Source organism: Cryobacterium sp. AP27 (genome assembly GCF_056680495.1).
Genome location: NZ_CM155285.1, coordinates 926866 through 953796, shown reverse-complemented (window position 1 = coordinate 953796; position 26931 = coordinate 926866). Strand labels below are relative to the sequence as shown.

Here is a 26931-nt window from a genome sequence, read left to right as displayed (position 1 = left end):
CCCTAGTCGGCACGCTCGGAGCTGTCCTCGTCGTGCGCCTCAACAGGTTCCTCATCGGAGCGAGCCGCTTCGGCGATGCCGTCGGACTCGTCGTCGTCATCATCGCCGGCATCTGCGGCTTCCTCTGCCAGGGCGGCGTCATCGTCTTCTTCGATCTCGTGAATCTCGATCGTCTCGTCCACGTCACCGTTCGACGAGAGGGCAGCATCGGCACGCTCGGCGCGCTCCAGCCACTTCTCAGCCTCTTCGACGCGGCCGAGTTCGCCCAGAACCTCGGCATACGCCACGAACAGTTCCGGGCTGTAGGAGTAGGCCGTGTTCGGGTCGAGCTGCGGGATCTCAAGCTCGCCGAGCGCGGCATCCGTTTCACCGAGGTCAAGGCGGGCACCCGACATGGCGATGGCCAGTGACACCTGGACTCCGGCCGGCAGGGTGCTGCGGTCGACGGAACGGCCGAGCTCGAGGGCGCGGTCGGGGCGTCCGACGCCACGCTCGCTGTCCACCATGAGCGCGAGCTGGTCGTTGGAGCCCGAGATGCGTCGATAGGTCCGCAGTTCCCGAAGGGCCAACGCGAAGTCGCCCGTCGCGTACGCCGTGATCGCGAGGCTCTCACGAACAACGCCGATGCGCCCGGCTCGGCGCGCGGCGCTCATAACGTGGCGGTGCGCGAGCTCCGGATCCTCATCGATGACCCGAGCGGCCATGGCGAGGTGACGGCCCACGGTTTCGGCGTTCTCTTTGGTGAGCGTCTTGAGCTCGTTGCGCGCAATCCGATCGAGGTCCTGGCCCGAAATATCGTCAGGCAGTTCCGGGTCGTCATGACGTGGGCGAACGGAACGCAGCTCGCGCTGCATCCGCTGCTCTTCGGTCATCTCTTCTTCGACGACCCGTGCATCGCGGTCGTTGCGTGCGGGGGCGCCGTCGCGGGTCCAGAGCTTCTTGCCGTCCTCGCGCGGTGCGCCGGCGCGGTTCGGGCTTCCGCCGCGCTGCGTCGCCATGCCGCCGGGACGACGGTCGATGTCCTGACGGGGACGCTCGGAGCGCTCTCCGTCCTTGGCCCAGGGCTTACGCTCACCGGAACCGGACGGACGCTCGTTGTTGCCACGGTAGGGAGGACGCTCGCCGCCCGAAGACGGACGGTCGTTGTTGCCGCGGTAGGGAGGACGCTCGCCCTGCTGGGGACGGTCCGAGTTGCCACGGAACGGGGGACGCTCGCCACCCGAGGACGGACGGTCGTTGTTCCCACGAAACGGAGGACGGTCACCCTGCTGGGGACGGTCATTGTTCCCACGGAACGGAGCGCGGTCACCCTGCTGAGGACGGTCCGAATTGCCCCGGTACGGAGGACGGTCACCCTGCTGAGGACGGTCATTGTTCCCACGGAACGGAGCGCGGTCACCCTGCTGAGGACGGTCCGAATTGCCCCGGTACGGAGGACGGTCACCCTGCTGAGGACGGTCATTGTTCCCACGGAACGGAGCGCGGTCACCCTGCTGAGGACGGTCCGAATTGCCCCGGTACGGAGGACGGTCACCCTGCTGAGGACGGTCATTGTTCCCACGGAACGGAGCGCGGTCACCCTGCTGGGGACGGTCCGAGTTGCCCCGGTAGGGAGGACGCTCGCCACCCGACGACGGACGCTCGTTGTTCCCACGGTACGAAGGACGCTCGCCCTGCTGAGGACGCTCGTTGTTCCCACGGTACGAAGGACGCTCGCCCTGCTGAGGACGCTCGTTGTTCCCACGGTACGAAGGACGCTCGCCCTGCTGAGGACGCTCGTTGTTCCCACGGTACGAAGGACGCTCGCCCTGCTGGGGACGATCCGAATTGCCTCGGTAGGGAGGACGCTCGCCCTGCTGGGGACGATCCGAATTGCCTCGGTAGGGAGGACGCTCGCCACCCGAGGACGGGCGGTCGTTGTTGCCGCGGTAGGGAGGACGCTCACCGCCCTGGCTGGGACGCTGTGAGCGGCCTTCATTCCCGCCGGCTCGCGGGGCGCCCGTGGCGCCGTCGCGCGCACCGTGCGGGCGTCCGCTCTGGTTTCCGCCTGAATGGCGGTCGTCTCGGCCGCCGTTGCGCGCATCGTCGCCGTACGTTCCTGAAGGGCTCACTGTGTCTCCTGTGTAATTAATCCGTCATTTCGACGACTTTCAATAGCCTAAGCCTTAACGCAAAATGGCCACCCTTGAGGTGGCCATTTTGTGTTGTTTCTAAGTTAAGTCCGGCGGTGTCCTACTCTCCCACAGGGTCCCCCCTGCAGTACCATCGGCGCAAAGAGTCTTAGCTTCCGGGTTCGGAATGTGACCGGGCGTTTCCCTCTTGCTATAGCCGCCGAAACACCTGTGATGCGTGTTTCGAACCTATATTTTTTAGTTATAGTGCTTCCGTAGAAGCGGTTGTTCTCGACCGTACATCGAGAACCACATAGTGGACGCTAAAGCAGCTTCTTCAAACTGAGTGTTATCAAATTATCGGCTTATTAGTACCGGTCAGCTTCATGGGTCTTTAGTCCCCACTTCCACATCCGGCCTATCAACGCAGTAGTCTAGCTGCGAGCCTCTCCCCCGAAGGGATGGAAATCTCATCTCGAAGCTGGCTTCCCGCTTAGATGCTTTCAGCGGTTATCCATTCCGAACGTAGCTAATCAGCGGTGCTCCTGGCGGAACAACTGACACACCAGAGGTTCGTCCATCCCGGTCCTCTCGTACTAGGGATAGATCTTCTCAAATTTCCTGCGCGCGCAGCGGATAGGGACCGAACTGTCTCACGACGTTCTAAACCCAGCTCGCGTACCGCTTTAATGGGCGAACAGCCCAACCCTTGGGACCTACTCCAGCCCCAGGATGCGACGAGCCGACATCGAGGTGCCAAACCATGCCGTCGATATGGACTCTTGGGCAAGATCAGCCTGTTATCCCCGAGGTACCTTTTATCCGTTGAGCGACAGCGCTTCCACAAGCCACTGCCGGATCACTAGTCCCGACTTTCGTCCCTGCTCGACTTGTCAGTCTCACAGTCAAGCTCCCTTGTGCACTTACACTCGACACCTGATTGCCAACCAGGTTGAGGGAACCTTTGGGCGCCTCCGTTACTTTTTAGGAGGCAACCGCCCCAGTTAAACTACCCACCAGGCACTGTCCCTGAACCGGATCACGGTTCGAAGTTAGGTATCCAATATGACCAGAGTGGTATTTCAACGATGACTCCACCTGAACTAGCGTCCAAGCTTCAAAGTCTCCCACCTATCCTACACAAGCCACACCGAACACCAATACCAAGCTGTAGTAAAGGTCACGGGGTCTTTCCGTCCTGCTGCGCGTAACGAGCATCTTTACTCGTAATGCAATTTCGCCGAGTTCGCGGTTGAGACAGCTGGGAAGTCGTTACGCCATTCGTGCAGGTCGGAACTTACCCGACAAGGAATTTCGCTACCTTAGGATGGTTATAGTTACCACCGCCGTTTACTGGGGCTTAAATTCTCAGCTTCGCCTTGCGGCTAACCGTTCCTCTTGACCTTCCAGCACCGGGCAGGCGTCAGTCCGTATACATCGTCTTGCGACTTAGCACGGACCTGTGTTTTTAGTAAACAGTCGCTTCCCACTGGTCTCTGCGGCCTTCGAACGCTCCCGGAGCAAGTCCGTTCACGCCTCAGGCCCCCCTTCTCCCGAAGTTACGGGGGCATTTTGCCGAGTTCCTTAACCACGATTCTCTCGATCTCCTTAGTATTCTCTACCTGATCACCTGAGTCGGTTTGGGGTACGGGTGACTAAAACCTCGCGTCGATGCTTTTCTCGGCAGCATAGGATCACTGATTTCACCCTTACGGGCTACCCATCGGGTCTCAGGCTATATGAACGACGGATTTGCCTATCGTTCGCCCTACATCCTTAGACCGGGTCAACCATCGCCCGGCTCAGCTACCTTCCTGCGTCACACCTGTTAATACGCTAACCGCACCAGAATAGGGTCGTACGCTAGGCCCCACGCCTCACCCCGAAGGGATCGGTCTAGGGGATTCAGATACTTAGCATTACTGGATTAGCTTGGGCGGTTTTTCGTCAGTACGGGAATATCAACCCGTTGTCCATCGACTACGCCTGTCGGCCTCGCCTTAGGTCCCGACTTACCCAGGGCGGATTAGCCTGGCCCTGGAACCCTTGATCTTTCGGAGGACGGGTTTCTCACCCGTCTTTCGCTACTCATGCCTGCATTCTCACTCGTGTGGCCTCCACGGCTGGTTTACACCGCCGCTTCGCTGGCCACACGACGCTCTCCTACCCATCAACACGGCTGAACCAACACCACAAGGGTGCGGCTAACCAAAAATATCAATGCCACAACTTCGGTGGCGTGCTTGAGCCCCGTTACATTGTCGGCGCGGAATCACTTGACCAGTGAGCTATTACGCACTCTTTCAAGGGTGGCTGCTTCTAAGCCAACCTCCTGGTTGTCTGTGCAACTCCACATCCTTTCCCACTTAGCACGCGCTTTGGGACCTTAGTTGGTGGTCTGGGTTGTTTCCCTCTCGACGATGAAGCTTATCCCCCACCGTCTCACTGCTGCGCTCTCACTTACCGGCATTCGGAGTTTGGCTGACGTCAGTAAGCTTTTGGGCCCCATCGGCCATCCAGTAGCTCTACCTCCGGCAAGAAACACGCAACGCTGCACCTAAATGCATTTCGGAGAGAACCAGCTATCACGAAGTTTGATTGGCCTTTCACCCCTATCCACAGCTCATCCCCTCCATTTTCAACTGAAGTGGGTTCGGTCCTCCACGACGTCTTACCGTCGCTTCAACCTGGCCATGGATAGATCACTTCGCTTCGGGTCTAGGACATGCGACTGAATCGCCCTATTCAGACTCGCTTTCGCTACGCATTCCCCTCTCGGGTTAAGCTCGCCACATATCACTAACTCGCAGGCTCATTCTTCAAAAGGCACGCTGTCACCAGAATCAGACTGGCTCCAACGGATTGTAAGCAAACGGTTTCAGGTACTATTTCACTCCCCTCCCGGGGTACTTTTCACCTTTCCCTCACGGTACTTGTTCACTATCGGTCATGTAGGAGTATTTAGGCTTATCAGGTGGTCCTGACGGATTCACACGGGATTTCTCGGGCCCCGTGCTACTTGGGATACTCTTCGGGTGATTGCTGCATTTCGACTACGGGGTTCGCACCCTCTATGACCAGGCTTTCAATCCTGTTCGTCTATACAACGCTCTAACCCTTGCCATTCGGTAGAATCAGCTGAAAAGTCCCACAACCCCGACCATGCAACGCCTACCGGCTATCACACATGATCGGTTTAGCCTCATCCGGGTTCGCTCGCCACTACTAACGGAATCACTATTGTTTTCTCTTCCTGTGGGTACTGAGATGTTTCACTTCCCCACGTTCCCTCTACCCGCCCTATATATTCAGGCGGGAGTCACCAGGTCACCTCACGGGCCTGGCGGGGTTTCCCCATTCGGACATCCTCGGATCACAGTTCGTTTATCAACTCCCCGAGGCTTATCGCAGATTACTACGTCCTTCTTCGGCTCTACATGCCAAGGCATTCACCGTTTGCTCTTAAAAATTTGAAATCACATGAGTTTGAATCGATTGGTGCCACGAATAAATTCGCGGCAGAAATTGACCAATGATCTATAAATAGATCTTTGTAATTTGGGGACCGAAGTCCCACAAATTTAAGATGCTCGCGTCCACTGTGTAGTTCTCAAAGTACGGGCGGTACCCCTCGAAGCCGGCGATTAATGCCCACAACAAGAAGTCCAGAGGAAGGTCCAAACCACCGAAGTGATCCGTTCCGGTCCCTCAGGACCCAACAGCGTGCTCATGCAAGTCTCTCCACCCCAATCTTTTCCAACCTCCGAAGAAGCGTACTTGAACCGAACTGGCCGTTCTTACATCAATGTCAATGTTCCACCCATGAGCGCCATCCAAACCGTTCGGCCTGGTATGACTGGCAACCGTATTCCGCTGTATACAGACGGGATTGCACGTGCTCCTTAGAAAGGAGGTGATCCAGCCGCACCTTCCGGTACGGCTACCTTGTTACGACTTAGTCCTAATCACCGATCCCACCTTCGACAGCTCCATCCCTTACGGGTTTGGCCACCGGCTTCGGGTGTTACCGACTTTCATGACTTGACGGGCGGTGTGTACAAGGCCCGGGAACGTATTCACCGCAGCGTTGCTGATCTGCGATTACTAGCGACTCCGACTTCATGAGGTCGAGTTGCAGACCTCAATCCGAACTGAGACCGGCTTTTTGGGATTCGCTCCACCTTGCGGTATTGCAGCCCTTTGTACCGGCCATTGTAGCATGCGTGAAGCCCAAGACATAAGGGGCATGATGATTTGACGTCATCCCCACCTTCCTCCGAGTTGACCCCGGCAGTATCCCATGAGTTCCCACCATTACGTGCTGGCAACATAGGACGAGGGTTGCGCTCGTTGCGGGACTTAACCCAACATCTCACGACACGAGCTGACGACAACCATGCACCACCTGTATACCGACCTTGCGGGGCGACTGTTTCCAGCCGTTTCCGGTATATGTCAAGCCTTGGTAAGGTTCTTCGCGTTGCATCGAATTAATCCGCATGCTCCGCCGCTTGTGCGGGCCCCCGTCAATTCCTTTGAGTTTTAGCCTTGCGGCCGTACTCCCCAGGCGGGGAACTTAATGCGTTAGCTGCGACACGGAGACCGTGGAATGGTCCCCACATCTAGTTCCCAACGTTTACGGCATGGACTACCAGGGTATCTAATCCTGTTCGCTCCCCATGCTTTCGCTCCTCAGCGTCAGTTACGGCCCAGAGATCTGCCTTCGCCATTGGTGTTCCTCCTGATATCTGCGCATTCCACCGCTACACCAGGAATTCCAATCTCCCCTACCGCACTCTAGTCTGCCCGTACCCACTGCAGGCCCGAGGTTGAGCCTCGGGTTTTCACAGCAGACGCAACAAACCGCCTACGAGCTCTTTACGCCCAATAATTCCGGACAACGCTTGCACCCTACGTATTACCGCGGCTGCTGGCACGTAGTTAGCCGGTGCTTTTTCTGCAGGTACCGTCACTTCCAGGAAAACCCAGTCACTTCTTCCCTACTAAAAGAGGTTTACAACCCGAAGGCCTTCGTCCCTCACGCGGCGTTGCTGCATCAGGCTTGCGCCCATTGTGCAATATTCCCCACTGCTGCCTCCCGTAGGAGTCTGGGCCGTGTCTCAGTCCCAGTGTGGCCGGTCACCCTCTCAGGCCGGCTACCCGTCGTCGCCTTGGTGAGCCATTACCTCACCAACTAGCTGATAGGCCGCGAGCTCATCCTTGACCAAAATTCTTTCCACCCCAGAAGATGCCTTCCAAGGTCGTATCCGGTATTAGCTACAGTTTCCCGCAGTTATCCCAGAGTCAAGGGCAGATTGCTCACGTGTTACTCACCCGTTCGCCACTGATCAAAGAAGCAAGCTCCTCATCACCGTTCGACTTGCATGTGTTAAGCACGCCGCCAGCGTTCGTCCTGAGCCAGGATCAAACTCTCCGTAAATGTTTGAATAGCTACCCAACCGAAATCGAGTGCCCATCTAGTGCACCAAGCCGCCGGAATAGGCGAACAAGATGCAAGTTTGAAACTAGCAAGAACAAATCATTACTGACTTGCTTTTGTTATTTTGCGTGATCGAAACCACGACTTTCAATTCATATTCCAAAGGAATCTCCCGGCTGCGTACCCGCTAGAAACGGGACAACAACCACGAGGTATTTGGCATTTGACATTGTGCACGCTGTTGAGTTCTCAAGGATCGGACGCACCCAGCTTCACACCCTAACGGGCACTCTCGCTGAGGCACTTCACTTACCAGGCCAGAGACGCGACAGAACCGCGATATCTTGACCCAGAATTTGTCCCGCATGAGGCCGGGAAGCTGAGCAGCTTTCCGCACCTGTGGGGTGACTTAGATGACATTACGGTGAATCCCGGGGGGCTGCAACTCTCGCCCTCATCCCGGGCGTGTCGCGCCGGAAACTCGTCTGAAACCTGCCCGAAACGCGCCGGGGCGTGCCCCGGCGCGTTTCGACCGCGGTATTCCACGCCGCTATTCGACGAAGACGCCGGCGAGCGTCTTCTTGCCGCGACGCAACACCGCCACTCCCCCGGGCAGCACGTTGCCCTCAATCGTGGTGTCTTCGCCGGCCACCTTCACGTTATTGAGGTAGACCCCACCCTGCGCCACCGCGCGACGGCCCTCGCCGAGACTCTTAGTGAGTCCGGTGTCGAGCAGCAGCTGCACCACCGAGGCGTACGGGGCGGTTGTCGTGTTCGGCAGTTCGCGCAGGGCCGCCTCGAGAGTCGCCGGGTCCAGCTCCGCCAGCTCCCCCTGGCCGAACAGGGCCTGTGCCGCGTTGATCGCGGCATCCGTAGCGGGAACGCCATGCACGAGACTCGTCACCTCGAAGGCCAGGGTGCGCTGGGCCTCGCGCTTGAAGGGTGCCGTTGCCACGGCTTCGGCGAGACGCTCGATCTCAACCTTGCTGAGGAAGGTGAACACCTTGAGACGAAAGACCACGTCGGCATCGTCGGTGTTCAGCCAGAACTGGTAGAACGCATATGGGCTTGTGAGCGTGGGGTCGAGCCAGATCGCGTTGCCCTCGCTCTTGCCGAACTTGGTGCCGTCACTGTTGGTGATGAGAGGCGTGCCGATCGCGTGCACGCTGCCCCCCTCGGCGCGACGAATCAGGTCGGTGCCGCTGGTCAGGTTGCCCCACTGGTCGCTTCCCCCGGTCTGCAGTACGCACCCGTAGCTGCGGAAGAGCTCGAGGTAGTCGAGTCCCTGGAGAATCTGGTAGCTGAACTCGGTGTAGCTGATGCCGGCATCCGAGTTGAGGCGCGCGCTCACAGCATCCTTCTTGAGCATGGTGCCCACGCGGAAGTACTTGCCGATCTCGCGCAGGAAGTCGATTGCCGACAGCGGGGCCGTCCAGTCGAGGTTGTTCACCATGGTGACGGCATTCGTGCCTTCGGCGCTGAGGAAGCGCGATACCTGGGCCTGCAGGTATCCGACCCATTCGACGACCGTGTCGGCGGGGGTGAGCGTGCGTTCGGCGGTCGGCCGCGGGTCACCGATCAGGCCGGTGGACCCACCGACGAGCCCGAGGGGGCGGTGGCCGGCTAGCTGGAGTCGGCGCATGAGCAGCAGCTGCACCAGATTGCCGAGGTGCAGGCTGGGCGCCGTGGGGTCGAAGCCGCAGTAATACGTGATCGGGTCGCCCGAGAGCAGCGTGCGCAGCTCATCGTCGTTGGTCGACACGTGCACGAGGCCGCGCCAGTTGATCTCCTCCCATACGTTATCGAAGGAGGAATCGTTGGTCTGCTGGGTGAGGATCACGGGGTCTGACACAGGCCCCAGATTACCAGCGAGACCCGGCGCCACTTATTAAGGGTTATAACTTATTTTGGGTAAATTCATGCTGTAGCCTTGATTGTCTTGGATTAGGGGTGGAGACTTACGACATGTTCGTGATTACCGCAGACCAAATCGACAGCCGAAACGACCGTGACCGTGCCGGCGACATGATCGAGGCCTTGCAGGAGCAGTTCGGCGACGCCTTCGCCCTGCCCGCCGATCAGACCTCCGGCGACGAAATTCAGGTGATCGTCACCGACGCCGAGGCCGCCCTCGGCGCAATTCTCCTTCTGCATCGCTCCGAACACTGGAGCGCGGGCCTCGGCATCGGAACGGTGCGCACTCCCCTGCCGGCATCCACGCGTCAGGCCGCCGGCGCCGCCTTCATCGCCGCCCGGCACGCGGTCACCCGGGCGAAGAAGACGGATGCCCACGTGGCGATCGATGCGCCCCTCACCGACGATCCACCCGCCGACGCGGCCCGCGGGGATACCTGCGCCCTGACGGTGGACCAGGTGGAGGCGCTACTCGCGATGCTGCTTCTTTTGAGGCAGCGCCGATCCGCGGAGGGGTGGGAGGCCGTGGACCTGCTCGACAGCGGTCTCAACCAGGTGGACATCGCTGCCACCCTCGGCATCTCTACCGCCGCCGTGAGCCAGCGAATCAAGGTCGCGCAGCATCACCTGGAGCAGACGGCGCATCCGGCGATCGTTAGGCTGCTAGAGCATCTCGACCGCGCCACAAGCGAAACGGACACCCCGGCATGAACATTCAAGCGACCTTCACGATCCTCACCTTCCTCTACTGGGTCGTGCTCCTGCTCACCACCCTCGGCTCCCTCGTCTTCGCCGCGCTGGCGTTCAAGCTGCAGCGGCAGATATTCGCGATCGGTTCGATCGCCGCGCTGGTGGCGGCCCTGGTCATGGCCAGCGTTCCCACCCCGGCGGGACCGTCATCGTTCGGGATCGTTCTCGGCATGCTCGCCCTCGGGCTCTCCGTCGTCGGCGGTGGTCCGATGGCCGTACTCGCCCTCCACCTCGCCACCCGCGGCAGCGTCGCACCCGGCACGCACGGCGGCATCCTGGTCGACGACCAGACGGCGCTCGGCACACCCGGTGCGGCCGGTACCGCCGAGACGACCGTGCACGAAGTGCTGCGCGGCGGCCTCGCCATCGGCATGCTGGAGCGCTTCGCCGTGACCGGGGCCATCCTTACCGGGTTTCCCGAAGCCATCGCGGTGGTCGTTGCCATCAAGGGCGTCGGTCGCTTCACAGAGCTGGCCTCCGCCGAATCGCGCGAGCGCTTCATCATCGGCACCTTCGCCAGTCTCATCTGGGCGTGCGCCTGCGCCGCCCTCGTGCACCTGGCCCTCAGCTGAACGACGCTCGCCGACCCGTCAGGACGCGGCTCGGGGGTGCGCCCGGTACGGCGAAACGGAGAGCTCCCCGGGCATCCAAAACCGCCACGGGAACGCCGCTCCCCCGCCGTCACCACCCACACCGGTGCGCGGTCCGGTCAGAAACGCCACGGGCATCTGCGGCAACTCCAAGCTGAACGGAGCCTCGGTCACGGGCGCGCCATCATCGGTCAGCAGAATGCCGAGCGCCTTCGTCAGCCGCGCCGGTCCCCTGGCGAGGTCTCGGTCACGCACCGCGGTGGGGCGTCGCGCGCGCGCCACGTCCAGGCCCGCCACGATCTCCCCGCCGCGCAACAGCACCGCGGATGCCTCCCCGTCCGGCGAGCACACCACGTTGGCGCACACGTGCATGCCGTAGCTGAAATACGCGTAGACGTGCCCGGGAGGCCCGAACATCGTGGTCGTGCGTTTGGTCGGCCCGCGGAAAGCGTGGGACCCGGGATCCGCGCCGCCCAGGTACGCCTCGACCTCGGTCAGTCGAACTGACACCCCGTCGCGGGTGAGTATCGCCCCCAGCAGCAGCGGGGCCACCTGCAGGGATGGCCGCGCGAACTGCTGGGGGTCGGTGATCACTCGGTGAGTGCGACCGCCAGCTTGCGTACGCGCTCCACGAGCGCGGCGCGCTGCTCGGCGACGCGCACGGGGGCGGTTCCGCCGATGCCGTCACGGCTGTCGACCGATCCGCGAATGGTCAGAACCTCACGCACCTGGGGAACGAGGTGGGGCGAGATCGCCAGCAGAGCCGCGTCATCAACCTCATGCAGGTCGAGGCCGTTCGTCTCGGCGAACTTCACCAGCGAACCGGTGATCTCGTGTGCATCGCGGAACGACACGTGCCGTTTCACGAGCCACTCGGCGACGTCCGTTGCCAGGGAGAATCCCTGCGGCGCGAGCTCGGCCATGCGATCGGTATGGAAGTGCAGGGTGGCGATCATGCCCGCGAACGCCGGCAGCAGCACCTCGAGCGTTTCGATCGAGTCGAAGACGGGCTCTTTGTCTTCCTGCAGGTCACGGTTGTACGCGAGCGGCAGACCCTTGAAGGTGCTGAGCAGACCGCTGAGGTTTCCGATCATGCGGCCGGACTTGCCACGCGCGAGCTCGGCAATGTCGGGGTTCTTCTTCTGCGGCATGATGGACGACCCCGTGGAGTACGCGTCGTCGAGGGTGACAAAACCGAACTCTTTGGTGTTCCAGAGGATGATTTCCTCGGCCAGACGCGACACGTCGATGCCGATCTGGGCCGTGATGTACGCGAACTCGGCGACGAGGTCACGGCTGGCGGTGCCGTCGATGGAGTTCTCGACGACGGCGCCGAAGCCGAGGTCGGCGGCCACCATGTTCGCGTCGAGGCCGAGCGTGTTGCCGGCCAGGGCGCCGGCGCCGTACGGCGAGAAGTCCGCACGCTTGCTCCAGTCAACGAAACGGTCCAGGTCGCGCACGAGCGGCCAGCAGTGCGCCAGCAGATGATGCGCGAGCAGCACCGGCTGGGCGTGCTGCAGGTGGGTGCGCCCCGGCATGATCGCGGTGTCGTGCGCCTCGGCCTGCGAGGCCAGGGCGTCAATGAGTTCGATCACGTTTCCCGCGAGGATGGCCGCGTGGTCACGCAGCATCATCCGCACGAGGGTGGCCACCTGATCGTTGCGGCTTCGACCGGCGCGAAGCTTGCCGCCGACCTCCACCCCGACCCGGTCGATGAGGCCGCGTTCCAGGGCGGAGTGCACGTCCTCGTCGCTTTCGGCCGGCACAAACCGGCCCTCGGCCACGTCGAGGGCGAGAAGGTCCAAAGCGGCGATCATCTGGTCGAGTTCGTCCGCGGTCAGGTATCCGGCGGACCGCAGGGCGCGGGCGTGTGCCCGCGAGCCCTGCAGGTCGTACGTGGCCAGCTGCCAGTCGAAGTCGGTTGACTTGCTCAGACGCGCCAGCTCCGGCGACGGTCCGCCGGCGAAGCGACCACCCCAGAGGGCGCCCGCCTTTCCGGCCCGGTTTGCGTTCTTCTCGCCCGACACGCGCGCCCTACTTCGCGGCGGCGGCGTCGCGTCGTGCGGCCACCTTGCTCGGCAGCGACCACAGCTCAATGAATCCCTTGGCCATGGACTGGTCGAAGGAGTCGCCGGTGTCGTAGGTGGCGAGGTTGAAGTCGTACAGGCTCGTGGTGCTGGAGCGCCCGGTGACGACGGCGGAGCCGGCGTGCATCTTGAGGCGGATGTCTCCGGTCACGTACTTCTGGGTGTCCTCGATGAACACGTCGAGGCTGCGCTTCAGACCGGAGAACCAGAGTCCGTCGTACACGAGCTCGGCCCACTTGCTTTCGACACCGCGCTTGAAGCGGGCGACATCGCGTTCCAGCGTCATGTTCTCGAGCTCTTCGTGCGCGGCGATGAGGGCCATGCCGGCGGGTGCTTCGTAGACCTCACGGCTCTTGATGCCCACGAGGCGGTCTTCGACGATGTCGATCCGGCCGACACCCTGGTCGCCGGCGAGGCGGTTCATGAGCTGGATGACCTGCAGCGGGGTGACCTTCTTGCCGTCGATCGCAACGGGCACGCCCTGGTCGAAGGAGACGACGACCTCGGTCGGTGCACGCGTGATCGAGGGATCCTGCGTGTAGGTGTACAGGTCCTCGATCGGCGCGTTCCATGGGTCTTCGAGGAACCCGGTTTCAACGGCCCGGCCCCACACGTTCTGGTCGATCGAGTACGGGCTCTTCTTCGACTGCACAATGGGCAGGTCGTGCGTTGACGCGTATTCGATGGCCTTGTCGCGGGTCAGTGCGAAGTCTCGCACCGGCGCGAGCGAAGTGAGCTCCGGCGCGAGGGCGGCGACGGCCGCTTCGAAACGCACCTGGTCGTTGCCCTTGCCGGTGCAACCGTGGGCGACGCTGTCGGCGCCGAGTTCGATGGCGGTGGAGGCGAGGTACTTGGCGATCAGCGGACGGCTGATGGCCGAAACCAGCGGGTAACGCTTCTGGTACAGGGCGTTGGCCTTGAGTGTGGGAACGATGTAGTCGTTCGCGAACTCGTCCTTCGCGTCGATGACGATCGACTCAACGGCACCACAGTCGAGTGCTCGCTGGCGGATGACGTCCATGTCTTCGCCCTCTTGTCCGACGTCGACGGCGAGGGCTACAACCTCCTTGCCGGTGGCGTCTTTCAGCCAGCCGATACCCACAGAGGTATCGAGTCCACCGGAGTATGCGAGCACAACACGTTCAGCCATGGTTCTCCCTAAAATCTTTGATCTGGTTCAAGTTTACGTGAGCGAGCGGGTCGAGGTCTCGACCCCCCGTTCAGTGGGACGCGGTGTTCTGCGCGAGCAGCCACACGAGCAACGCCTTCTGGGCGTGCAGGCGATTCTCGGCCTCGTCCCAGATGATGCTCTGCGGTCCGTCGATCACGTCGGCGGTCACCTCGTACCCGCGGTCGGCGGGCAGGCAATGCATGAAGTGGGCGCCGGGCTTGGCGAGGGCCATCATGGCCGCGTCGACGCGGTAGTGACCGAGGTCGCTCAGCCGGGACGCCTTCTCCTCTTCCTTGCCCATCGACACCCAGGTGTCGGTGATGACCACATCGACGCCGGCAACGGCTTCGAGGGGATCTTCGAAGAGGGCAACGGAGCCGCCGGCGCGTAGGGCGATGGCCGTGGCATCCGCTACCACCGCGTCGGTGGGCGTGTAGCCGACCGGCGAGGCGATGCGCACGTGCATGCCGGCGGTGGCGCCGGCGAGAAGGTAGGACTGGCCCATGTTGCAGGCTCCGTCGCCGAGGAAGACGAGCGTCTGCCCGGCGAGGTCGCCGCGGTGTTCACGAATTGTGAGCAGGTCGGCGAGCAGCTGGCACGGGTGAAAGTCGTCGGAGAGCGCGTTGATGACGGGAATGGTCGTTCCGTACGCCATCTCTTCGAGGCCGAGCTGGCCGTAGGTGCGCCACACGATCGCCGCGACCTGGCGTTCCAGAACACGCGCGGTGTCCGACGCGGTTTCCTTGCCGCCCAGCTGACTGTTCGCGGTGCTGATGATGAGCGGGCTGCCGCCGAGGTCGGCGATGCCGACCGCGAAGGACACCCGGGTGCGCGTGGATGACTTGTCGAAGATCACGGCGACGGTCTGCGGGCCCTCGAGGGGGCGCACCGCGAATCGGTCTCGCTTGAGCTTCAGGGCCAGATCGAGAATTTCGGCCTGTTCGGCCGGGGAGAGGTCATCGTCGCGCAGGAAATGGCGGGTCACGGTGTCACTTTCGATCGTTTGTGGAATCTGTCAACTCTAGAGCGTGGCCAGTGCCTGCCCGAATCGTCGTTCAAACTGCTCCAGTTCGGCGTCACCGATGATCAGCGGCGGCGCGAGGCGGATGGTGCTCTCGTTGGCCGCATTCACGATGAGTCCGGCATCGAGGGCGGTTGCAGCGAGCTCGCGTGCGACGGGCCGGTTCAGCCCGATGCCGAGCAGCAGGCCCCGGCCGCGCACCTCGGAGATGAGGGGTGAGTGCAACCGGGCGATGATCTCCCGCAGTTGCTCGCCGCGGCGGGCGGCGTTTCCCACCAGGTCGTCGCGTTCGATCGTGTCGAGCACGGCGTTCGCGGCGGCTGTGACGAGCGGGTTGCCGCCGAAGGTCGAGCCATGCTGTCCGAGTTGGAAAAGGGCGGATGCCGCACCGAACGTCACGAGGGCGCCGATGGGCAGTCCTCCGCCGAGTCCCTTGGCCAGCGTGAGCGCATCCGGTGTCACGCCCTCGTGCTGATACGCGAACCAGTCGCCCGTACGCCCGACCCCGGTCTGGATCTCGTCGATGATGAGCAGTGCTCCGTGTCGGGTACACAGCTCGCGGGCGCGTGCCACGAACCCGTCGGGGAGCCCGATCACTCCGGCCTCACCCTTGATGGGCTCGAGCACGAGGGCGCAGACGGTATCGTCGATGCTCGCTTCGAGGGCGTCGAGCGTGGCGTCGATGTGCTCCACCCCGCCGGGCATGGGCTCGAAGGGGGCACGCATGGCCGCCTTGCCGGTGAGAGCGAGGGCGCCCATGGTGCGGCCATGGAATGAGTCGGTGAGCGCGAGAATTCGCGTGCGGCGCCCCCCGGCCACGTTGAGACGCGCGAGCTTGAATGCGGCCTCATTGGCTTCGGTGCCGGAGTTGCAGAAGTAGACCCGGCCCGCAGACCCCGCGCCGGTGAGGCGCTGCAGGTGTTCCGCGAGCGCAATCTGCGGTTCGCTCGCAAAATAGTTGGAGACGTGCGCGACCGTTCCCATTTGCCGGGTGACGGCATCCACGAGGTCCGGATGAGCGTGGCCGAGCGAGTTCACGGCGATGCCCGCGAGAAAGTCGAGGTACTCCTTGCCGGTGTCGTCCCAGGCGTAGCAGCCGGAACCGCGCACGATCTGGGCGAGGGGCGGCGCGAAGGTGCCCATCATCGAAGCGCTGTAGCGGTCCTGCCAGGTAGTGGGGGTCATGCGGGTACTACCTCCGTACCGATGCCGCTTCCGGTGAAAATTTCGAGCAGGATCGAGTGCGGAACCCGACCGTCGATGATCGCGGCCTTGGCCACACCGCCTTCGACGGCGTCCAGGCACGCGGTCATCTTGGGGATCATTCCCGACTCCAGCTCGGGAAGGAGCGCGCGCAGCTCGGGCACGGCGATGATCGAGACAAGGGATTCGCGATTCGGCCAGTCGCTGTAGAGCCCGGCGACGTCGGTCAGGATCACGAGCTTGGCGGCGCCGAGCGCGATGGCGAGGGCCGCCGCCGCCGCGTCGGCGTTCACGTTGAGCGACTGCCCGGCAACATCCGCGTCGGGGGCGATCGACGAGACCACCGGGATGCGTCCGGCGGCCAGTTGGGCGTGCACGGCCTCCGGGTCGACACCCACGACATCGCCGACGAGGCCGAGGTCGATCTGTTCACCATCGATCACAACCCCACGTCGCTTGCCTCGGAACAGGCCGGCATCTTCGCCCGACAGGCCGGCGGCGAGCGGGCCGTGCTGGTTGATGTGGCTCACGAGGTCGCGGTTGATCTGTCCGGTGAGCACCATACGCACGACGTCCATGGCCTCGGGGGTCGTCACCCGGTAGCCGCCGCGAAATTCGCTCTCGATACCGAGGCGGGCGAGCATGGCGGAGATCTGTGGTCCGCCGCCGTGCACCACGACGGGACGCAGCCCCGCGTAGCGCAGGTAGACGATATCTTCCGCGAAGGCGCGCTGCAGCTCTTCGCTGACCATGGCGTTGCCGCCGAATTTGACGACCACGATCTGGTCGTGGAAGCGCTTGAGCCAGGGGAGCGATTCGATCAGGGTCGCGGCCTTGATTTCGGCCTCGGCCGTGGTGGTCGCCGGCGCGCTCTCGGGCGTGTGCGCACCGTCGATCGCCGCGGCTTCGTGCTCGTTCGCCATCAGCTGGAGTATGCGCTGTTCTCTTCGACGTACTCGTGCGTGAGGTCGTTGGTCCACACGGTGGCGCTCTCGCTGCCGGCGTGCAGGTCGATGACCACGGACACCGCGCGAGGCGTGAGGTCGACGAGCTCACGCGGCTGGTCGGGTTCACCCGCGGTGCACACCTGCACATCGTTGATGGCGACGTCGATGCCGTACGGGTCGAAGGCGGCGGAGGTGGTGCCGACGGCGGCGAGGACGCGGCCCCAGTTGGGGTCGTTCCCGTAGATCGCCGTCTTGAACAGGGCGCTGCGCGAAACGGCGCGGGCGACGGACACGGCATCCGCTTCGGTCTCGGCGTTGCGTACCTCGATGGCCACATCGTGCGCGGATCCCTCGGCGTCGCTCTGCATCTGCAGCGTGAGTTCCTGGCACAGCGCTATCAGGGCGGCGGTGAACTCGGCCATGTCGGCCTCGACGCCGCTCGCACCCGAGCCGAGCAGGCTCACGGTGTCGTTGGTGGACATGCAGCCGTCGGAGTCGAGCCGGTCGAAGGTGAGGCGGGTGGCTTCCCGCAGGGCGACGTCCAGCTGCGCGGAGGTCAGCACGGCGTCGGTCGTGATCACGACGAGCATCGTCGCCAGCCCGGGGGCAAGCATCCCGGCGCCCTTGGCCATGCCTCCGACGGTCCAGCCGGCCGGTGAGGTGACGAACGCCTGTTTCGGGGTGGTGTCGGTGGTCATGATGGCCTGAGCGGCCAGCAGGCCGGCCTCCGGCGAGGTGGCCGTATCCGTCTTGAGCGCGCGGGTCGCTTCGAACACACCGGCCTTCACGAGGTCGAGGTTCAGCTGCTCACCGATGAGACCTGTTGAACACACGACCACGTCGACGGCGGAGATGTCGAGTTCGGTCGCGACGGCCTCGGCCGTTGCGTGAGTCGTCTGGAAGCCGATCGAGCCGGTGTAGCAGTTCGCGCCGCCGGAGTTGAGCACGATGGCTCGAACGACACCGTCTTTCATCACCTGCTGGCTCCAGATCACCGGGTTGGCCTGGCACCGGTTCGTGGTGAACACGGTGGCGGCGCTGGTGAGCGGGCCGAGGTTGGACACGATGGCGAGGTCGAGTCCGCCGGATTTCTTCAGGCCGGCGGTGACGCCGGAGGCGGTGAATCCGGCTGCTGCGGTAATGCTCATGGGGCAACTCCATTCGTGGTCAGTCCCAGCGTCTGGGGCAAACCGAGGGCGATATTGGCCGATTGGATGGCAGCGCCAGCGGTGCCCTTGACAAGATTATCCACGGCGGTGATGGTGACGACCCGCCCGACAGCTTCATCGACGGCGAGGCCGATGAGAGCCGTGTTCGCGCCGAGAACGTCGGCGGTGCGGGGAAAATGGCCGGGCGGCAGCACGTGCACGAACGGCTCGTCGGCGTAGGTGTCTTCCCACGCCGCGCGTACCGCGGCGGCCGACGTGCCCGGCACGAGGCGCGCCGTTGCGGTGGCGAGGATGCCACGGGCCATGGGCACGATGATGGGTGTGAACGAGATGGTGGGGTTCTCCGCCCCCGCCCAGCGCAGGCTCTGCTCGATCTCGGGGATGTGGCGGTGCGTGCCGCCGACGGCGTACGGGTTCGCGGAACCGAGGATCTCGCTGGCGAGGTTGGGGAGTTTGAGGCTCTTGCCGGCGCCCGACGGACCGACGGCGAGAACGGCCACCAGGTCGGCTTCGTCGATCACTCCGGCACGGATTCCGGGCGCCAGCGCGAGCGCCACCGTGCTCGCGTTGCACCCCGGCGCCGCGATGCGCCGTGCGCCGGCCAGCCGGTCGCGGAGTCGCCCGGATGCGGTTGGAAGCTCGGGCACGCCGTAAGCCCAGGCACCGTAGTAGTCGCCGCCGTAGAAGGCGGCCCAGTCGTCTTCGCTCTGCAGACGGTGGTCCGCTCCGCAATCAACGACGAGAGTCTCGGCGCCCAGGTGAGCGGTGAGCTCGCCCGATTTACCGTGCGGAAGGGCCAGAAAAACGAGGTCGTGTCCGCGGAGCGTCTCCGGGGTGGTGTCGACAAGCGTGAGGTGCGCGAGCGACCGGAGGTGCGGTTGCGCGTCCACGAGCGGCTGTCCGGCGTTGCTGTGTGCGGTGACGGTTCGCACCTCGAATTCGGGGTGCCCGGCGAGCAGTCGCAGCAATTCTCCGCCCGCATAGCCGCTCGCGCCCGCCACCGCCACCGAAAATGCCATGCATCAAACTTAGCGCGCCGCTGCCGCCCCCAGTTTCGTCGCTCGCCCTCGTGGCACTCGTTTGAGCAGGCGGCACTCGTTTGAACGAGTGCCGCGTTTCTCAGGGGGTGCCACGAGTCTCGGGTGTCTCCCCCACAGCGCTGGGCCGGGCACGTTCCGCACCGCGCGGGCGCTGGGGCCGGTCCGGCGGGGCGGTTCGGGACAAGGTGAGTGCATGCTGGAGATACTTGAAACGTGGGATTTGCTCAACGACGGGCTCATTCCCGCCGAAGCCCTCCGCGCGTCCGGGATGAATTCCTACGCCATCGGCGTGCTGCTGCAGCGCGGCGAACTCCGGCGCGTGCGCCGTGGCTGGTATGTCTGCACGTCGAGGTGGGAGGCCGCGGGCGCCGACGGGCGCTATCGCTACTTCGTGCGGGCCACCGCGGCTCAGGCAGACCACCCGCTCGTGCTCTCGCATCATTCCGCCGCGGTCCTGCACGGTCTGCCGCTGATCGGCGCCTGGCCGGCTACGACTCACGCCCTGTTTCCCGACGCCGGAGGCGGCAGTAGCCAACGGATGCTCACGGCACATCGCGGGATACCCGATCCGGATTCGATAGTCATCGCGGGAGTGAGGGTGACCAGCCTGCCCCGCACACTCGTCGATATCGCCGCGGGCTCGAGTTTTCTCGTCGGCGTGGCCATGATCGATCACATGCTCCATCAGGAGGCACTGCGCGCGGACGCTGAGGCTGCCGCCGGTGTTCGCGGGGCGCCGCCGATCACGAAGGACATGCTCCTCACCGAGTTGGCCGCGGTGCACCCGCGGGTGGGGTGGCGCGCGGCGGAAAGGGCCATCGCGTTCGCAAACGGACTCTCCGCAAACGCCGGCGAGTCCCTCGGCAGGGTGCGTTTCGAGGAGCTGGGCTTCGAGATCCCCGAGTTGCAGGTGCGTTTCGACGTGCGGGGGCACTCGTATTATGTGGACTATTTCTGGCCCGGCGTACGCAAAATCGGCGAGTTCGACGGTCACATCAAATACACCCGAGCGGCCGTGATGAACGACAAGGACATCGCCGGGGTCCTGCGGGCGGAGAAGGAACGCGAGGACCTGCTGCGACCACTGGTGAACAGCTTCGATCGTTGGGGGTGGGCGCTCGAGCTCAACACGCGCGCGTTCTACTGGTTCCTGTGCGAGAGGGGCGTGCCGCGAGCTGGCACGCGCCCACCCGTCGTGGCACTCGTTTGAGAGGCTGGCCCTCGTTTGAACGAGTGCCGGCCTGCCCAACGAGTGCCGCGAGGCGACGGGGCTACTCGCGGAGGGTTGCCCCGAAACGAGCGGATGCCCGTGCGACGCCGGCCAGGCGGGCGTCGCTCGCCTCGGCCGCGGTGAGCGTGCGGTCGGGTGCGCGGAAGCGCAGCGCGAAGGTGAGCGACTTCTGGCCGGGCTCGATGCCGGTACCGCGGTAGTCGTCAACGAGGTCGATGCGTTCGAGCAGCGCGCCGGCGCCGTCGACGACGGCGGCACGCAGCTCACCGGCGGGCACGGCATCCGCCACCACAAGCGACAGGTCCTGCGTGGCGGCGGGTTTGGTGTGGATGACGGTCGCCGACACCACGGAGTTCGCCTGGGCGATGACGGCGTCGAGGTTGATCTCGGCGACGGCAACGACCGCCGGCAGGTCGTAGTCCTTGGCCACGGTGGGCAGCAGCTCCCCCGCGAAGCCGACAACGAGGTCGGCGGCATCCGTCGTGGTGACGAAGAGCTCGGCGGTGCGGCCCGGGTGCATGCCCGGGCGTGAGCCCTGACGTACCTGGATCGTCACGCCTGTGGCGAGGGAAACCTGCTGCACGGCGGCGAGGGCGTCCTGCCAGCCGGCCGGTGTGGCCGGGTGCCCGGGTTGGTGGCGCCGCGTGTTTCCGACGAGGACAACGCCGAGGTACAGCGGCTGCGGCGGGATTCCGGCGTTCAGCGCGCCCTGCACCTCGATGCTGGGCTTCTGAGCTCCCGGGGGGACGACCGGGATGCCGTAGACGACGCCCGCCTCGGGCCGGAAGACGAGGCCCTGTTCGAACAGGGACACGTCGACGAGGCCGCGTGAACGGTTGCGGTGCGCGATCTGCATCAGGCCGGGAAGCAGGGTGGTGCGCAGGAACGGCGCCGCCCCATCCATCGGGTTGGCCACGCGCACCTGGGCGACGTCCGCACCGTTGAACGCGGTGTTGGCCTTGGCCGGCACGAACGGGTACGCGAGCACCTCGGTGTGGCCGGTGGCGGCGAGGGTCTGCGACACGGACCGGCGCAAGGTCTGCGCGCGGGTTAATCCGCGGCCGGGGGGCGCGACGGGCAGCACGGAGGGGATGCGGTCGTACCCGACGATGCGGGCCACCTCCTCGGCGAGCGTCCACTTGTCGGTGAGGTCCGGGCGCCAGGTTGGCGGGGTGACCAACAGGCCACCGTCGGCCTCCTGCACCGTGGTTCCGATTTCCAGCAGCGAGGTGCGCACCTCGTCGCCGGTGTAGTCGAGTCCGATCAGTCCGGAGATGAACCCGGTCGGCAGGTGGATCGGCGCGGGTGCCCGACTGTCGTCGTGGGTCGATCCGAGACCGTCGGCCACTCCCCCGGCGAGGTCCACGAGCAGCTGCACGACGCGTGCCGCGGCCACGGAGGCAACCGCGGGATCGACGCCGCGTTCGAAGCGCCGGGACGCTTCGCTGGGCAGTTTGTGTCGGCGAGCGGAGCGGGCGATCGACACCGGGTCGAAGTTGGCGGCTTCGACGAGCACGTTGGTGCTCGTCGCGCCGATCTCGGTCGTGGCACCGCCCATCACGCCGGCGAGCCCTATCGGCCCGGACCCGTCCGTGATCAGCAGGTCTTCCCGCACGAGCGTGCGCACCGCGCCGTCGAGGGTGGTGATCTTCTCGCCCACGTCCGCGCGGCGGACAACGAGGCCGTCGGTGAGCTTGTCCAGGTCGTAGCCGTGCAACGGCTGGCCGAGTTCCACCATGACGTAGTTGGTCACGTCCACGATGAGCGAAATCGAACGGATGCCGGCCAGTCCGAGCCGAGACACCATCCAGGCGGGAGTGGGCCGGGTCGGGTCGATGCCGCGAACGACGCGGGTGACGAAGACGGTGCAGCCGATGCGGCCGCGGATCGGGGCCTGGTCGTCGATGGTGACGGGGAAGTCGGTGGACGGGGAGAACGTTGCTCCGGTGAGCGCCGGGTCGCGGAACGTGGCTCCGGTGGCGTGCGCGTATTCGCGGGCGATGCCCCGGATGGAGAACGCGTAGCCGCGGTCGGGGGTGACGTTGACCTCGACGGCCGAATCGTCCAGTCCCAGCAGGGCAATCGCGTCGGTTCCCACCGGCGCGTCGAGCCCGAGCGAAGCCAGCAGCAGAATGCCGTCGTGCTCGTCACCGAGCCCGAGTTCCCGGGCCGAGGCGATCATGCCGTCGGACACGTGGCCGTAGGTCTGGCGCGGGGCGATCGGGAACGGGCCGGGGAGCACGGCGCCGGGCAGGGTCACGACGACCTTGTCGCCGACCGCGAAGTTGTGCGCTCCGCAGACGATGCCGTGAACGGCCGGTCCGCCGTCGGCGGCGAGTTCGCCATCGGCGGCGACACGCACCTGGCACCAGTTGATGGTCTTGCCGTTCTTCTGCGGTTCGCCCACGAATTCGAGCACCTCGCCGACAACGATCGGACCGGTCAGCTCGAAGCGGTGGATGTCTTCCTCTTCGAGGCCGACACTCACCAGGGCGGCGTGCACGTCTTCGGGTGTGGTTCCCGGGGCAAGGTCGACGAATTCGCCCAGCCAGCTCAGTGGTACGCGCATCAGATGGTCATCCCGTACTGCTGGCTGAACCGGGTATCGCCCTCGACCATGTCGTGCATGTCCTTTACATCGTTTCTAAACATCAAAGCTCGCTCCACGCCAACACCGAACGCGAACCCGGAGTAGACCTCCGGGTCGATCCCGGCGGCGCGCAGCACGTTCGCGTGCACCATGCCGCAGCCGCCCCATTCGATCCAGCGTGCGCCGTCCTTGAACGTGGGGTGCCACACGTCGAGCTCGGCGCTCGGTTCGGTGAACGGAAAGTAGTTGGGGCGCAGGCGCACCTTGGCCTCCGGGCCGAACAGTGCCTGCACGAAGTGGTCGAGCGTGCCGCGCAGGTGGGCCATGGTCAGGCCCTTGTCGATGGCGATGCCCTCGATCTGGTGGAACACGGGCGTGTGCGTGGCATCGAGTTCGTCCGTGCGGAAGACCCGCCCGGGCGCGACGACGTATACGGGCAACTCGCGGGAGAGCAGCGCGCGCAGCTGCACGGGCGAGGTCTGGGTGCGCAGCACCAGGTGGGCATCCGTCGGCTCCACGAAGAACGTGTCCTGCATCGCCCGGGCGGGGTGGTCCTCGTCGAAATTGAGCCCGTCGAAGTTGAACCATTCGCTTTCGAGCTCCGGCCCCTCGGCCACTTCCCAGCCCATGGCCACGAAGACGTCGGAGGCACGCTCGGTGAGTAGCGAGATCGGATGCCGCGCCCCAGGCTTCCAGGTTGACGCCGCGGCGGTCACGTCCACGGTTTCGGCGGCGAGCCGGGCGATCGCCTCGGCCTCGCCGATCGCGGTTTCCCTGGCGGTGAACGCCTGGGTGACGCGCCCCTTCGCCTGCCCGAGCAGCTTGCCGGCGGCGGCCTTTTGGTCGCCCGGCACCGTGCGCATCAGGGCGTTGAGCCTGGAGATGGGGGAAGACTCCCCCACATGCTCGGCTCTCACCGACCTGAGGTCTGCGGAGGTTTCGGACAGCGAAATGGCGGTGAGGGCCGCGTCAACCGCAGCGCTCACCGCCTCTTCGGTAATGGCGGGCGGGTCAAGGGGACCAGAAGTTTCAGACACAGTCCCTGAGTTTAGCCGCCTCAGACACCCTGGCTTCTGCTCTGGGCACCCAGCGCTCGCGGGTCGACCAGGTTCGGGTCGACGGGCGGGGTCTCGTCCGGCTTGATCAGCTTGCCCGCCTGCGGGCCGGTGCGCTTGGCGATCCGGCGCGCAACCCAGGACAGGGACAGGTTCATCGTCAGGTAGATGGCCAGCACGATGAAGAAGAACGAGAACTGGTACTGATTGCCGAAGAAACCGCCGAGGTTGTTCAGTCCGGAGCGGAGCAGTTCGTTGTAGCCCACGACGAAGGCCAGCGAGGTGTCCTTGAGCAGCACGACCAGCTGCGCGATGATGATCGGAAGCATCTGCCGGAATGCCTGGGGAAACTCGATCCGGAACCGGGTGGCGACGGGGGTGAGACCGATGGCGAGGCCGGCCTCGCGCTGTCCGCGTGGGAGGGCATTGATGCCGGCACGGAGGGCTTCGCCGATGATCGCTCCGTTGTACACGGAGAGCGCGGCGACGCCGGCCCAGAACGAGCCGGTGCCGAATACCAGCAGAATGAACAGCATCATGAGCAGCACGGGCATGCCGCGGAAGAATTCAAGGATCACGGTGGTTGGAACTCGGATCCAGGCGGTGTCAGACGCACGCCCGAACGAGAACAGCACCCCGAGGATGAGCGCGAACGTCGCGGCGACCGCGGCCATCCGCAACGTCGCCAGGGCGCCGAGTCCGAGGGTGCGCCAGACCAGCAGGTCGCCGAAGACGTCCCAGCGGCTCACGTCCCAGAGGCCGGGCTGCACCGCGCCGTTGGCGCTTGTCTTGGGCAGGCCGAGCACGAAAATGAGGGCGACCAGGCCGCCGGCGATGACGATCGCTCCGACGATCGAGAGCGCGCGCGAACGCGCCCGAGACTTCGGTCCGGGGGCGTCGTACAGTACAGAACTCATCGGAGCACCGCGACCTTCTTCTCGATCCTGCCGGCGACGATGCCGAGAGGAATGGTGATGATGAGGTAGAACGCCGCGACGGCAAGCAGGATGGCGATGGTGGCGTCCCCGCGGTCGTTGGTGATCTTGCGGGCCGCCCCGAACAGTTCGAAGACGAAGAAGGCGCCGGCCACCGACGTGTTCTTGGTGAGGGCGATGAACACGTTGATCAGTGGCGGGACCACCATGCGGATGGCCTGGGGCATGACCACGTAGGAGAGCGTCTGACCGAAGGTGAGTCCCACGCTGCGCGCTGCTTCGGCCTGTCCGACGTGCACGCCGTTGACACCGGATCGCAGTGCCTCGGCGACGAACGGGGAGGTGTAGACCGTGAGGCCGATGGCGGCCAGCTGGAAGTACCCGGGCGTGAACTGCAGATACGGCAAAAGGTAGGCGCAGAAGAACAGCACCAGGGTGAGCGGAGTGTTGCGTACAAGCTCCGTGTAGGCGGTGGCGAAGATGCGGAACGATGCGATCGGTGAGATGCGCATGGCGGCGACGATCATGCCGAGCAACGATGCGCCGACTCCGGCGATGGCGAGCAGGCCCAGGGTGTTCCGGAAGCCTTCCAGGAACAGCGGCAGGTTGTCGATGACTGCGTCCACAACTCACCTCCTCTTCTTCTTTGTCTGTCTGCGGTGGCGCAGGGGGCGTACGTGGAACGTGCTGGGCCGCATCGCCGCAGCGACCCGCCCGTCGGGGTGGGCCACTGCGGCTCAGTGGATTACTGCGATTTGGTGCGGGCTACCGACGAGACGGTCGACCTAGTAGCGGTCGACGGCCGGAGGCGTCGGAGTCTTGAGCACAGAGCCCGCCGTGGCTTCCCACGCCTTGACCCAGCTGCCGTCGTCGTACGACTCTTCAAGCGCATCGTTGATGAAGTTGCGGAACTCGGTGTCGTCGTGCGCGAGGCCGATGCCGTAGGGCTCCTCGGTGAAGGCGTTGTTGACGACCTCGAACTCGCCCGGGTTCTGGTCGGCGAGGCCGGCGAGAATCACGTTGTCCGTGGTGACGGCGGCAACCTCGCCGCTACGCAGCGGGCCGAGGCAGTTGGAGTACGTGTCCGTGGCGATGATGTCCGTCGTGTACGCGGCGATGTTCTTCTCCGACGTGGAACCGCTCACGGTGCACACCTTCTTGCCGGCGAGGTCCTCGGGACCGGTGATGCCGTCCGGGTTGCCCTCGAGCACGAGCAGGTCCTGACCGGCCGAGTAGTACGGTCCGGCGAAGGACACGACCTCCTTGCGGGTGTCGTTGATCGTGTACGTCGCGATGACGAGGTCGACCTCGCCGTTTTCGATGAACGGTTCGCGGTTGGCGGAGACGGTCTCGCTCCAGTTGATGCCACTGGCGGGGATGCCGAGCTTGGCCGCGATGATCTTGCCGATCTCCACGTCGAAGCCTACCGGCTTGCCGTCGGGTCCACGCAGGCCGAACAGCGGCTGGTCGAACTTGGTGCCGATGTTGATGCTGCCCGCTTCGGCCAGTTTCGCCATCGTGGTGCCGGCTTCAAACTCTGTGGCATCGGCTACCGGCGGCTCGTCAGACGACGATGCGCCGGAGTCGCTGCAGCCGCTGAGAACGAGCGCGCTGATGGCAAGGGCCGAAATCACTAGACCTTTTTTGAGTCTCATGGTTTTTCTCCTGATTGCTGGT

Annotated in this window: 19 protein-coding genes and 3 rRNA genes; 4 read left to right on the top strand and 18 right to left on the bottom strand. The window is 64.3% G+C overall.

Features of this window, described 5'->3' with window-relative positions; genetic code table 11:
* Window positions 1–2: 2 nt before the first annotated feature.
* The gene (locus tag AC1MB9_RS04395) at window positions 3–872 is read right to left on the bottom strand and encodes a hypothetical protein (RefSeq protein ID WP_479963825.1); all 870 of its coding nucleotides are present in this window, start codon (window positions 870–872) and stop codon (window positions 3–5) included.
* Here AC1MB9_RS04395 and AC1MB9_RS04390 point away from each other — a divergent pair.
* Window positions 819–1967 carry a hypothetical protein gene (locus tag AC1MB9_RS04390; protein ID WP_479963824.1) on the top strand — a complete coding sequence of 383 codons (1149 nt, stop codon included), beginning with the start codon at window positions 819–821 and terminating at the stop codon, window positions 1965–1967. The genes AC1MB9_RS04395 and AC1MB9_RS04390 overlap by 54 nt on opposite strands.
* Window positions 1968–2219: 252 nt before the next feature.
* Here AC1MB9_RS04390 and rrf read toward each other — a convergent pair.
* The 4 genes from rrf to tyrS form a co-directional block, all read right to left on the bottom strand.
* Window positions 2220–2336 (bottom strand): 5S ribosomal RNA (rrf, locus tag AC1MB9_RS04385).
* 123 nt (window positions 2337–2459) lie between these two features.
* Window positions 2460–5587, bottom strand: a 23S ribosomal RNA gene (locus AC1MB9_RS04380).
* A gap of 430 nt (window positions 5588–6017) precedes the next feature.
* Window positions 6018–7551, bottom strand: a 16S ribosomal RNA gene (locus tag AC1MB9_RS04375).
* The 16S, 23S and 5S rRNA genes sit together here, the layout of an rRNA operon.
* A 550-nt stretch (window positions 7552–8101) precedes the next feature.
* Window positions 8102–9403: a tyrosine--tRNA ligase gene (gene tyrS / locus AC1MB9_RS04370; RefSeq protein ID WP_479963823.1), complete on the bottom strand. Its 1302-nt coding sequence runs from the start codon at window positions 9401–9403 to the stop codon at window positions 8102–8104.
* 113 nt (window positions 9404–9516) lie between these two features.
* On the opposite strand from tyrS, the gene AC1MB9_RS04365 reads away from it, so the two are divergent.
* Both AC1MB9_RS04365 and AC1MB9_RS04360 read left to right on the top strand, forming a co-directional pair.
* Window positions 9517–10176 (top strand): DNA-binding protein, encoded by a 660-nt coding sequence (locus AC1MB9_RS04365; RefSeq protein WP_479963822.1) that lies wholly within the window; start codon window positions 9517–9519, stop codon window positions 10174–10176.
* Entirely contained in the window at window positions 10173–10787 is a 615-nt protein-coding gene (locus AC1MB9_RS04360; protein ID WP_479963821.1) for a hypothetical protein, read from the top strand. The genes AC1MB9_RS04365 and AC1MB9_RS04360 overlap by 4 nt, the downstream gene beginning before the upstream one ends.
* An 18-nt stretch (window positions 10788–10805) precedes the next feature.
* Here the strand turns inward: AC1MB9_RS04360 and AC1MB9_RS04355 are convergent, their stop codons facing one another.
* The 8 genes from AC1MB9_RS04355 to argC all read right to left on the bottom strand — a co-directional run bounded on the left by AC1MB9_RS04355 (window position 10806) and on the right by argC (window position 19422).
* The gene (locus AC1MB9_RS04355; protein ID WP_479964579.1) at window positions 10806–11396 is read right to left on the bottom strand and encodes a DNA-3-methyladenine glycosylase; all 591 of its coding nucleotides are present in this window, start codon (window positions 11394–11396) and stop codon (window positions 10806–10808) included.
* Window positions 11396–12832, bottom strand: a complete 1437-nt coding sequence (gene argH, locus AC1MB9_RS04350) for an argininosuccinate lyase (RefSeq protein WP_479963820.1) — start codon at window positions 12830–12832, stop codon at window positions 11396–11398. Before argH ends, AC1MB9_RS04355 begins: the two co-directional genes overlap by 1 nt.
* A gap of 7 nt (window positions 12833–12839) precedes the next feature.
* The gene (locus tag AC1MB9_RS04345) at window positions 12840–14042 is read right to left on the bottom strand and encodes an argininosuccinate synthase (protein ID WP_479963819.1); all 1203 of its coding nucleotides are present in this window, start codon (window positions 14040–14042) and stop codon (window positions 12840–12842) included.
* A gap of 70 nt (window positions 14043–14112) precedes the next feature.
* Window positions 14113–15048, bottom strand: a complete 936-nt coding sequence (gene argF, locus AC1MB9_RS04340; RefSeq protein ID WP_479963818.1) for an ornithine carbamoyltransferase — start codon at window positions 15046–15048, stop codon at window positions 14113–14115.
* 36 nt (window positions 15049–15084) lie between these two features.
* Window positions 15085–16269, bottom strand: a complete 1185-nt coding sequence (locus AC1MB9_RS04335) for an acetylornithine transaminase (RefSeq protein WP_479963817.1) — start codon at window positions 16267–16269, stop codon at window positions 15085–15087.
* Window positions 16266–17210: an acetylglutamate kinase gene (argB, locus tag AC1MB9_RS04330; protein ID WP_479963816.1), complete on the bottom strand. Its 945-nt coding sequence runs from the start codon at window positions 17208–17210 to the stop codon at window positions 16266–16268. The genes AC1MB9_RS04335 and argB overlap by 4 nt, the downstream gene beginning before the upstream one ends.
* Entirely contained in the window at window positions 17210–18382 is a 1173-nt protein-coding gene (argJ, locus tag AC1MB9_RS04325; RefSeq protein WP_479963815.1) for a bifunctional glutamate N-acetyltransferase/amino-acid acetyltransferase ArgJ, read from the bottom strand. Before argJ ends, argB begins: the two co-directional genes overlap by 1 nt.
* Window positions 18379–19422 (bottom strand): N-acetyl-gamma-glutamyl-phosphate reductase, encoded by a 1044-nt coding sequence (gene argC, locus AC1MB9_RS04320; RefSeq protein ID WP_479963814.1) that lies wholly within the window; start codon window positions 19420–19422, stop codon window positions 18379–18381. Before argC ends, argJ begins: the two co-directional genes overlap by 4 nt.
* 214 nt (window positions 19423–19636) lie before the next feature.
* Here argC and AC1MB9_RS04315 point away from each other — a divergent pair, with 214 nt between their 5' ends.
* Window positions 19637–20653: a hypothetical protein gene (locus AC1MB9_RS04315; protein ID WP_479963813.1), complete on the top strand. Its 1017-nt coding sequence runs from the start codon at window positions 19637–19639 to the stop codon at window positions 20651–20653.
* A 61-nt stretch (window positions 20654–20714) separates the two neighbouring features.
* Here the strand turns inward: AC1MB9_RS04315 and pheT are convergent, their stop codons facing one another.
* The 5 genes from pheT to AC1MB9_RS04290 all read right to left on the bottom strand — a co-directional run bounded on the left by pheT (window position 20715) and on the right by AC1MB9_RS04290 (window position 26909).
* Complete coding sequence (gene pheT / locus AC1MB9_RS04310) at window positions 20715–23243, bottom strand: phenylalanine--tRNA ligase subunit beta (RefSeq protein WP_479963812.1); 2529 nt, start codon at window positions 23241–23243, stop codon at window positions 20715–20717.
* Window positions 23243–24301, bottom strand: a complete 1059-nt coding sequence (gene pheS, locus AC1MB9_RS04305) for a phenylalanine--tRNA ligase subunit alpha (protein WP_479963811.1) — start codon at window positions 24299–24301, stop codon at window positions 23243–23245. Before pheS ends, pheT begins: the two co-directional genes overlap by 1 nt.
* Window positions 24302–24321: 20 nt before the next feature.
* The gene (locus AC1MB9_RS04300) at window positions 24322–25236 is read right to left on the bottom strand and encodes an amino acid ABC transporter permease (RefSeq protein WP_479963810.1); all 915 of its coding nucleotides are present in this window, start codon (window positions 25234–25236) and stop codon (window positions 24322–24324) included.
* Complete coding sequence (locus tag AC1MB9_RS04295) at window positions 25233–25880, bottom strand: amino acid ABC transporter permease (RefSeq protein WP_479963809.1); 648 nt, start codon at window positions 25878–25880, stop codon at window positions 25233–25235. Before AC1MB9_RS04295 ends, AC1MB9_RS04300 begins: the two co-directional genes overlap by 4 nt.
* A gap of 159 nt (window positions 25881–26039) precedes the next feature.
* Window positions 26040–26909 carry a glutamate ABC transporter substrate-binding protein gene (locus AC1MB9_RS04290; RefSeq protein ID WP_479963808.1) on the bottom strand — a complete coding sequence of 290 codons (870 nt, stop codon included), beginning with the start codon at window positions 26907–26909 and terminating at the stop codon, window positions 26040–26042.
* Window positions 26910–26931: the final 22 nt, after the last annotated feature.